The sequence below is a fragment of the Nocardiopsis oceani genome, from assembly GCF_054777395.1.
Genome location: NZ_BAAHAR010000093.1, coordinates 1 through 8,498 on the forward strand (window position 1 = coordinate 1; position 8,498 = coordinate 8,498).

An 8,498-nucleotide genomic window follows, 5' to 3' on the forward strand; every position below is an offset into this window, starting at 1 on the left:
TCTCAGCGAGCGCGCGAACGCACTTCTGAAGAACTACAAGGCCCTGCGCAGAGTCAGCCTCGATCCCTGGCGGATCGGTGCGGTCGTCCAGGCAGCTCTGGTCTTGCTGCACCTGGAACACGACAGGACAGTCTGAACAGAGAATCACGCTACGTAACGACCGCTTACTCGGAAAGGCTCACTGGCCTGCTCCACTCGTCGTAGTTCGTCTGTGCCAACGCCCAGGAGAAGCTGAGCGGCACGCCCTCGGGTGTGGTCACGAGCGCGTACGCCGTGGTGACCTCTCCCTCAAGACCTTCGTGGGTGATCTCCCCGTCGATCCGCACAGCCGTATCAACGGGATCCGCCTCGGGATGGTCGAACTCTGCCTCGGGGACCGGGATGGGCACGAAGTCCGACTCTTCCTCGTCGGTGTTCTGCCCGGCATCGAGCATCCCGGAAAAGACTTCGAAGATGTGTTCCGTGGCGTGTGCGTCAGGGTTCGTCCTGTCGCCCGGAGAGGCCCCAACCCAACCGCCGTCCGGAGTCCCGTAGACGAGTTCGCCGTCCACGGACATCGTGACCGTACTGCCGCCGAACCAGTTCATGCCCGACGCCCGGTACGCCGGCTCGCCCGGTCCAGCCAGGACCTGAACGTAGTCGAAGGTGTAGGGGGCGTCCGGGTCGGCCGGTGCTTCCGATTCCGGCTCCGGTTCCGTGCCCCGGTACCGTTCGGGGGCCATCCAGCCCAGGCTGCCGGAGACCGTCCCGGTCGGCAGGTCCTCCAGCAGCCGCGCGATCCCGTAGTCCACGACCTTGGGGCCGCCGGGTGCCATCAGCGCGTTGCCCGGCTTGATGTCCCCGTGGGCGACCCGGGCCCCGTGGACGGCGGCGAGGGCCTCGGCGCAGCCCGCGGCGAGCAGGAGCGAGGGGTCACCGGTGAGCGGCCCGTGCTCGCGTACGTACCGGTGGAGGTCGAGCCCGGGCACGTACTCGATGGCGGCCCACGGGCGCCCTTCGTACTCACCGCTGTCGTGCACGGTGACCGCGCAGACCCCTTGCACCCGTCGCATGAGCTCGATCTCGCGCTTGAACCGGGTGTTGGCTCTGCTCTCCGAGCCGCCGGAGCCTGCGCCCTGGCTCTGTTCGCCGGGCGCCGGGTGGGCGACCTTCACCGCCACCCGCCCCAGTTCGTCCGAGACCCCCGCGTACACGGTGCCCATGCCGCCGCTGCCCAGTCGGCCGATGATCGTGTAGTCGCCGATCCGTCCGGGGTCGCCGTCCTGGAGCGGGTGAACGTGCGGTGGGAGCTGTGCCGGGGAGGGGGTAGCGGAGGTCGAAGCCATGGGGGATCGCTTTCGGCTGCCGGAGCACGCTGTTGCTTCATCGTGCGCCGGGGTCGGCCTTTTGGCCAGACCTCATCGCGAGAAATGAGACAACCGGTGATGTTCCGCTCCGGTCCGGTCGGCGGCAGCCAACTCCGCAGACGGGTTTGGGGCGGCCCGCGGCATTTTGGCTACGCAGCCCGGCGGGTTTTCGCCGCGCCTTGACCCCTTCGCAGACCATGGCCGCACCTGGCCAGCCAACCGGCGTTCCCCGGGGCCGCCGCCCGTCCGGCAGCGGCCAAGCGGTCACCTAAGGGTCCAAACCACCAACAAAAGGTGGTCCAGATCCTTCGCTTCGAACAATCCTGCGGAGCTCATGACACAGTACGAGTGCGTCTCCTCGCCGAACCAGACAATCAACTTCGGGAATTGGCTCTGAACGGCTGCGGACCGGTGGTGTTCTCGGGCATACTCAGAGCGTCGGCCACCGAGTCGGCGCAGGCTTTGGGCCCGAAGCCTGCGGCACCTGCGGTGTCCGCAGGATGTGCATGTCGTTCCATGCATTCGTCCGATTTGGGGTGCCGTCGGGGGGTTCGCGCCACTTCCCCCATCAGCCCCGGACAGCGGTACAGAATGGTCCCGTGAAGCGATAGAGTACATCTGCAGGTCCCGCTTTCTCACGTTAGTCACACGAGGGTTGGCGGGGCGATCGGGAGTTGCACTTCGATCGGAAATTCGGTTTAAACTAGGGGGGATTTTCCGATGAGACCCACTCCCAACCGGCCGGGCAGTGTTTAATTCGGGGGAATTCACGTTCTTTCCAGCACGTGAATACACTGCTCGACCATCCAGGGGCTTCCGAGTTCCCCCTGGCCTCTCCCTTCGCGCTGGCATGCTGGGGAGAGGTAGAGAAGAGGGGATCTGGGGGATCACGGGAGCCCCGCTTCTCAAAGGGGGGCGGACGGGCGGCGGCCTGCGGTAGGGGGCTATGTCTGGGCCGTCGCCCGTCCTCTGAAGACCCCGGCCCGGTGTTACTCGCGCGAGTTGCACCGGGCCGGGGGTTTTTCTGTGCTCAGCCCCGCACGGTTTCCGCGGCCGCCGGCGATTCGGCCCCCAGGTAGAACCAGACATCCCGCGAGGCGTAACGGGCCCGCTCGCCCCACTCCTGGGAGTAGGCGTCGACGATCGCCAGCCCGCGGCCGGACTCCGCCTCCAGGTCGAAGGCGCAGCCCGAGACCTCGAGCGGTGCGGGGTCCCGGTCGCCGTTGCCCCGGTCCCTGCAGATCAGCCGGAGCCCGTCCGCGTGCCGCTCGGTACGCAGGGAGTAGGTGGCCCCGGGCTGACTGGAGAGGCTGTGCCGGAGCGCGTTGTTCGCGAGCTCGCTGCCCAGGAGGGTGAAGAGGTAGCGGAAGTCGGCGGGGTACTCGGCCGCGCAGGTGTCCAGGTAGGCCCGGACCAGCGGCATCACGTGCACGATCCCCGGGAAGTCGTACTTGCGCACCCGGTAGTTGGGCCGCTCGGGCCGCCCGGAGAAGTAGTGCCGGTGGTGCGGGCGGATGAAGCTGATCAGCGGAACCGTGGCGTTCCCCAGGGGCGGGAACTGGACGTTCATGGACATAGCGAACACACTCCTTGGCATGACTGAGCGAAGGCACAGGTGAAAGGGGTGAAGCGAACGCCCGTTGGAAGATTCACGATTCACGCGACGCACGGAACGGGCAGGTCATAGCCTGACCGGCAGGAACCCTCGGTGACTCACTGCGTCCGGCTACATCTCCATAGTGATGTTGAAGTTCAACTCAGTCAAGCTGTTCCTAGAACTTCAATCTGTTTTTTTGCGGAGTAGACTCATGCCCGTGCAACAAGACCCTCGAAGCCCCTCGGTTCGCCGCCGACGACTCTCTGCCGAACTGCGGAGGGCCCGCAAAGAATCCGGACTAACTACCGGAGAAGCATCCAAAAGGGCAAAGATCTCCGTCGGCAAGCTCAGCATGATCGAGAACAGCGAAATCCAAACCGTCAAGCCAGACGATCTGGACAAACTTCTCAACATCTACAATGTGGAAGATTCAGACAAGCGCGATGTACTCCACCAACTCGCACGTGACGCCAAGATCCGTGGCTGGTGGTCCAAGTACAAGGACGTCTTCAAGGACGAGTCGCTACCGGACTTCGAGGCCGAAGCTTCAACCATGCGGACGTATCAGTCGCAAGTGTTCCCCGGGCTGCTACAAACGCCTTCATATACACACGCGCTTCTTCAAGGCGGGCGCTTCACCGACCCCAAGGCGATAGAGCGGAAAGTCGAAGCCCGCATGGCCCGGCGGGAGATCCTCACCCGCTTCGACCCGGTCAGGCTCCGAGCCATCATCGATGAAGCAGCCTTCTACCGCCCGATCGGTGGCCCGAAGGTGCGCCTAGATCAGCATCGCCACTTGCTGCACATGGCCCAGATGCCGCACATCGACATCCAAGTACTGCCGTTCAGCAAGGGTTCCCACGCCGGTCTGAGCGGCCCCTTCATCATCCTGGACTTCCCGAACCCGCTGGACACTCCCATCGTCTGCGTCCCTACATTGACCGATGCGCTCTACCTCGAGCAGCCCGAGGATGTAGAGACCTACAGCACCGTGTTCGGTGATGTACAAGGATCGGCGATTAGTGCAGCAGAATCCGCCGAGTACATCACCGAGCGGATCAAGACTCTGGAGAGCACACAATGAGACAGATCGAGTTGAACTTCCGTAAGAGCAGCTACAGTGCACACGATGTCGACTGCGTTGAGGTCGCGCCCATCCCCGCTGACTTCCGCAAGAGCAGCTACAGCGGCCAAGACCAGAACTGCGTCGAGATCGGTTCCCTCCCCCAGGGGGCTGCGCTCCGGGACTCGAAGCATCCCGACGCCGGGTTCCTGCCCTTCCCCTCCGCCGAGTGGTCGAGCTTCCTCGGCAGCGCGCGGGCCTGACCCCTCCCGCGCACCCCACCTTCTCGACCCCTCACCAACCCCCCACGCAGAACCCAGCACGAAGCCCAACCCGGTACCGGGAACTAGGCCGGGTTGGGCTTCGTTGCGCTTGGTGTGAGTCGAGATATGACGCGGATCGGGCGCGGGCACCCTCTAATGCGGGTCCCGGCAGCTCAGCACGGTCTCCAGCAGCCCGGGGAACCGGCCTTCCAGCTCCTGGTCGCGGAGCGAGAGGTAGCAGCGCGTGCCCTCGGTGCGGTTCTGCACGACTCCGGCGTTGCGCAGGATCTTCAGGTGGTGGCTCAGCGTCGACTGCGCGATGGGCAGCTCGATGTCCTTCCACGCCCGCTCACCACCGAGTTCGGCGAGCATGCACACGATCCGGAGCCGGGTGGGTTCGGCGAGCGCGGACAGCACCGTGACCAGTTCCACTTCGGACAGGGCCGGATGCTCGTAACCCTTCGCCACCCCCTTGGGAACCACGTCCCGACCTCCACTTCCGTTGTCATGCAGCCGCTACGAGCCCCCGCCCGGGGACTCACCCACTCCTCCACCGACCACCGTCGTCCGCCGCGCCGGAGCACCGGCGCCCGGACGGGATTTGGTGTGCGTTCAGCGGCGAGTGTACCGTCAATGTTCGATGTTCGTCGATCATCGAATATTCGAGGTCAGTAGGGGTAACTGAGATGTCGGAAACAGCTGGAACACCCGCAGGCACCACCGGATCCGTGAAGCCCGCACCGGCGCTGTCGGTGCTGGACCACGCCAGCATCGTCGAGGGTTCCAACCCCGGCGAGGCCATCCGCGACGCCCGCGAGCTCGCCCAGAACCTGGAGCGCTGGGGCTACAACCGCTTCTGGCTCTCCGAGCACCACAACATGCGGGCGATCGCCAGCGCCGCCACCTCGGTCTCGCTCGGCTTCATCGCCGAGGGCACGTCCACCATCCGCGTCGGTTCGGGCGGCATCATGCTGCCCAACCACTCCCCGCTGGTGATCGCCGAGCAGTTCGGCACCCTGGAGTCGCTCTTCCCGGGACGGATCGACCTGGGCCTGGGCCGCGCGCCCGGCACCGACCCGCGCACCATGCGGGCGCTGCGCCGCGACGCCAGCTCCTCCTCCACGTTCCCGCAGGACGTCCAGGAGCTCCAGGCCTTCTTCGAGCCCGCCGCACCCGGCCAGCCGGTCCGCGCCGTGCCCGGCGAGGGTCTGCGGGTCCCGCTGTGGATCCTCGGTTCCAGCCTGTTCGGCGCCCAGCTCGCCGCGCACCTGGGCCTGCCGTACGCCTTCGCCTCGCACTTCGCGCCGAACGCCCTCTACGATGCGCTTGCCGCATACCGGGAGGACTTCGCCCCGTCGGAGCAGGCGTCGAAGCCGTACGCGATGGCCGGGATCAACGTCTTCATCGCCGACACCGACGCCGAGGCGGAGAGCCTGTTCACCTCCATGCAGCAGGCGTTCCTCGGCACCCTGCGCAATTCGCGCGGTCTGCTGCCGCCACCGGTGGAGAAGGGTTCGCTCGACACCATGTGGCGCCCCGGGGAGAAGCAGCAGCTGGACATGATGCTGCGCTACTCGTTCGTGGGTTCGCCGGAAACGGTCAAGCCGAAGATCGACCAGTTCATCGCCGATACCGGGGTGGAAGAGCTGATGATCTCGTCGATGATCTACGACAAGAAGGCCCGCATGTACTCGTACGAGGCGCTGGCCGAGCTGTACGACCTGGAGGCTCCGAAGGGGAGCTGATCCGGGCCGGGGCGGCACAGGCCTCGGAGAAGACCCTGGCCGGGGGTGCTGGTCAAGGGTGGCGGTGCCGGTCCAGGCAGGGACTGGCGCCGTCTCCCCCGGTCACCGGGGCGCGGGGCGGGGTTGCCACAGACCCCGCCCCGCCTTCGTGCCCGTGCTTCATGCCTGTGCTGTCTCCATCCGTGACGGTGCGGGGTCACCCTGCGGTGTCGTGGGAGACCTTCTCCGCGCCGATCAGCGCGATGCGCTCGCGGCCCCACTCCCCCAGGCTCTCGAGCGCCTTGTTCAGCGAGACCCCCTGCTCGGTGAGGGAGTACTCGACCCGGGGCGGCACCTCCCGGTAGACCTCGCGGTGGATGATGCCGTCCTCGGCGAGCTCGCGCAGGTGCTGGATCAGCATCTTCTCCGAGATGCCCGGAAGGCCGCGCCTGAGCTCACCGAAGCGGCGCGTCCCGCTGTTCTCCAGCTCCCACAGGATCAGCACCTTCCACTTTCCGCTGACCACGTCCATCGCGGCGTCGATCCCGCAGAAATACGGCCCGGTCCGGCTCACGGAAACCCTCCCTCACCTCGATACACACCAAAAGGTTAGTATTCCACAAATTAGTAGGTACTTGTGGAATGGTGAGTAACAGAACGAGTATCGGGAGCGTCTTCGACCACCACGCTCGCGCGGAAACCACACCCGTTTCGCGCACAGGGGGAATCAGAACCATGACGCAGCACGCACCCGCCCCGGTCTCCGTTCTCGGACTCGGCGCCATGGGCCGGGCCCTGGCCGACGCCTTCCTGCGCGCCGGGCACCCGACCACCGTCTGGAACCGCACGCCCGGCAAGGACACGGAGCTCGTGGCCGCCGGCGCCCGCGGGGCTTCCAGCGTTGGGGACGCCCTGGCCGCCGGGGGTATCACCGTGCTCTGCCTGCTCGAACACAACTCCGTCCACGACGTCCTCGACCCGGTCGCCGACCAGCTCCGCGGACACACGGTGGTCAACCTGACCAGCACCACGGCCGAGGAGGCGCGGGAGCTGGCCGCCTGGGCCGAGAAGCAGGGGGTGCACTACCTGGACGGCGGCATCATGGCCACCCCGGACATGGTGGGCACCGCCCCGGCGAGCTTCCTGTACAGCGGGACGCAAGCCGTCTTCGACGACCACTGCACGACCCTCGAGGTGCTGGGGACCTCCGAGTACCTGGGCGAGGACCCCGGCACCGCGTCGCAGGTGGACTTCGCGCTCCTGGCCGGGATGTACGTGATGTTCGCGGGCTTCCACCACGGAGCGGCCATGGTCCGGACCGCGGGGATCCCGGCTTCGGAGTTCGCCCAGCGGGCCAAGCCGTGGCTCACCGCGATGACGGCGGCCTTCGACTACCACGCCCAGTTCCTCGACAGCGGGGACTACACGACCGACGTACAGAGCCTGGACTTCAACCGCTCCGCGCTCGACGCCATCGCACGCACCAGCCGCGAGTCCGGTGTCAGCGTGGACGTGGTCGCTCCGGTCAAGGCCCTGATCGACAGCCAGATCGTCGAGGGCCACGGGGCCGAGAGCTTCTCCCGCATCTTCGAGGGCATCAAGGCCGACTGAGTCAGCGGCGGGGCCCCTTAGCCCCAGTCACGGGAATCAAACCTCGCTCATGACTTTGTTGACCAGGCGGTCCAGGTCATCTTGCCCTGGGAAACGGGCAGGCGCCAGGTGAGCAAGCCGAATCAACGTTTCCGAAGGAGGAAACGGCAGCATACGCAGGTCTGTAGCGTTCACTTGAGTATGCCCGCTGAAGGTACGAAACACCTGGCCAAGGATGGTTGAGTTCAGCCACAGCACGAGTCCGAGCGCCAGATTCGAGTCTATACCCTTCCCGCCGACATGAAGATAATTGGTTTTGTTGTCGAAAGCAGCAGGTGCATCGCTGCTCCAGACCCCTGCCACGACCCTGTGCTTTTCTTCCTTGGCGGAAAATCGCTTGACCAGCACATAAGTTCCAGCCGGAACCGTGAGCTTGTCGGATACCGTCGCACCGGTGCGAAACCACTGCGGCTTACCCCTGACGGGCAGCTGGTGGTTCACCGTGCCCGCTCGAATATTCGCCTGGTAGATCATGGGAACAGCATCCGGTGAAGGATATGGATCCAGGAACTCACGACAGCGAAATTCCACAACTTTTCCTGTGGACGCCGTGATGCCGAGGCCGGCCAAGGTACAGGAGGCCGCGGCCGGCACGACAACCTCACCGTCAGTGAACCGCACAAACGTGTACTGGTCTTCCGGGCGAACCACGGCCTCAAAGGGGACAGAACGCCGATTGACCTCAGATCCGGAACCAAGAGTGTTGTACATGGTGACAGCAGGGCCCTCAATACCGTTGTTTTAGGTTGTTGGTGCTGGTGGGATGAGTCGCCAGATATGGACCCGGTGCCGAACTCTGTATGAGGCGGGTGTGCCGCGCTTGCGGGTGGGGAACCGGAAAGAGCGCCGGGTCAC

9 protein-coding genes and 1 pseudogene are annotated in these 8,498 nt (G+C 65.5%); 5 read left to right on the top strand and 5 right to left on the bottom strand.

The annotated features are described in order from the left end of the window. A pseudogene (locus ACYVDG_RS32125) lies at positions 1 to 136 on the top strand (IS5/IS1182 family transposase); the annotation flags it as partial. 28 nt (positions 137 to 164) lie between these two features. Here ACYVDG_RS32125 and ACYVDG_RS32130 read toward each other — a convergent pair. Both ACYVDG_RS32130 and ACYVDG_RS32135 read right to left on the bottom strand, forming a co-directional pair. After that, entirely contained in the window at positions 165 to 1,325 is a 1,161-nt protein-coding gene (locus ACYVDG_RS32130) for a serine/threonine-protein kinase (protein ID WP_460763756.1), read from the bottom strand. A gap of 1,051 nt (positions 1,326 to 2,376) precedes the next feature. After that, positions 2,377 to 2,922 carry an ATP-binding protein gene (locus tag ACYVDG_RS32135; protein ID WP_460763760.1) on the bottom strand — a complete coding sequence of 182 codons (546 nt, stop codon included), beginning with the start codon at positions 2,920 to 2,922 and terminating at the stop codon, positions 2,377 to 2,379. A gap of 232 nt (positions 2,923 to 3,154) precedes the next feature. Between ACYVDG_RS32135 and ACYVDG_RS32140 the strand changes: the two genes are divergently transcribed. Both ACYVDG_RS32140 and ACYVDG_RS32145 read left to right on the top strand, forming a co-directional pair. Next, on the top strand, positions 3,155 to 4,027 hold the full coding sequence (locus ACYVDG_RS32140; RefSeq protein WP_460763767.1) for a helix-turn-helix domain-containing protein: 873 nt from the start codon (positions 3,155 to 3,157) through the stop codon (positions 4,025 to 4,027). Further along, a complete protein-coding gene (locus tag ACYVDG_RS32145) occupies positions 4,024 to 4,269 on the top strand; it encodes a DUF397 domain-containing protein (protein ID WP_460763770.1) in 246 nt (81 codons plus the stop codon). The genes ACYVDG_RS32140 and ACYVDG_RS32145 overlap by 4 nt, the downstream gene beginning before the upstream one ends. Before the next feature lie 153 nt (positions 4,270 to 4,422). Here the strand turns inward: ACYVDG_RS32145 and ACYVDG_RS32150 are convergent, their stop codons facing one another. Beyond that, entirely contained in the window at positions 4,423 to 4,701 is a 279-nt protein-coding gene (locus ACYVDG_RS32150; protein ID WP_460763784.1) for an ArsR/SmtB family transcription factor, read from the bottom strand. 254 nt (positions 4,702 to 4,955) lie between these two features. Here ACYVDG_RS32150 and ACYVDG_RS32155 point away from each other — a divergent pair, with 254 nt between their 5' ends. Next, positions 4,956 to 6,014, top strand: coding sequence for an LLM class flavin-dependent oxidoreductase (locus ACYVDG_RS32155; RefSeq protein WP_460763773.1), 1,059 nt, complete (start codon positions 4,956 to 4,958; stop codon positions 6,012 to 6,014). Between the two features lie 196 nt (positions 6,015 to 6,210). On the opposite strand, the gene ACYVDG_RS32160 is transcribed toward ACYVDG_RS32155, so the two are convergent. Beyond that, complete coding sequence (locus ACYVDG_RS32160) at positions 6,211 to 6,525, bottom strand: winged helix-turn-helix transcriptional regulator (RefSeq protein WP_460763789.1); 315 nt, start codon at positions 6,523 to 6,525, stop codon at positions 6,211 to 6,213. Positions 6,526 to 6,728: 203 nt separating this feature from the next. On the opposite strand from ACYVDG_RS32160, the gene ACYVDG_RS32165 reads away from it, so the two are divergent. Beyond that, on the top strand, positions 6,729 to 7,604 hold the full coding sequence (locus ACYVDG_RS32165; protein ID WP_460763776.1) for an NAD(P)-dependent oxidoreductase: 876 nt from the start codon (positions 6,729 to 6,731) through the stop codon (positions 7,602 to 7,604). Positions 7,605 to 7,640: 36 nt separating this feature from the next. Here ACYVDG_RS32165 and ACYVDG_RS32170 read toward each other — a convergent pair whose 3' ends face one another. Next, positions 7,641 to 8,354, bottom strand: coding sequence for a hypothetical protein (locus tag ACYVDG_RS32170; RefSeq protein WP_460763779.1), 714 nt, complete (start codon positions 8,352 to 8,354; stop codon positions 7,641 to 7,643). Positions 8,355 to 8,498: the final 144 nt, after the last annotated feature.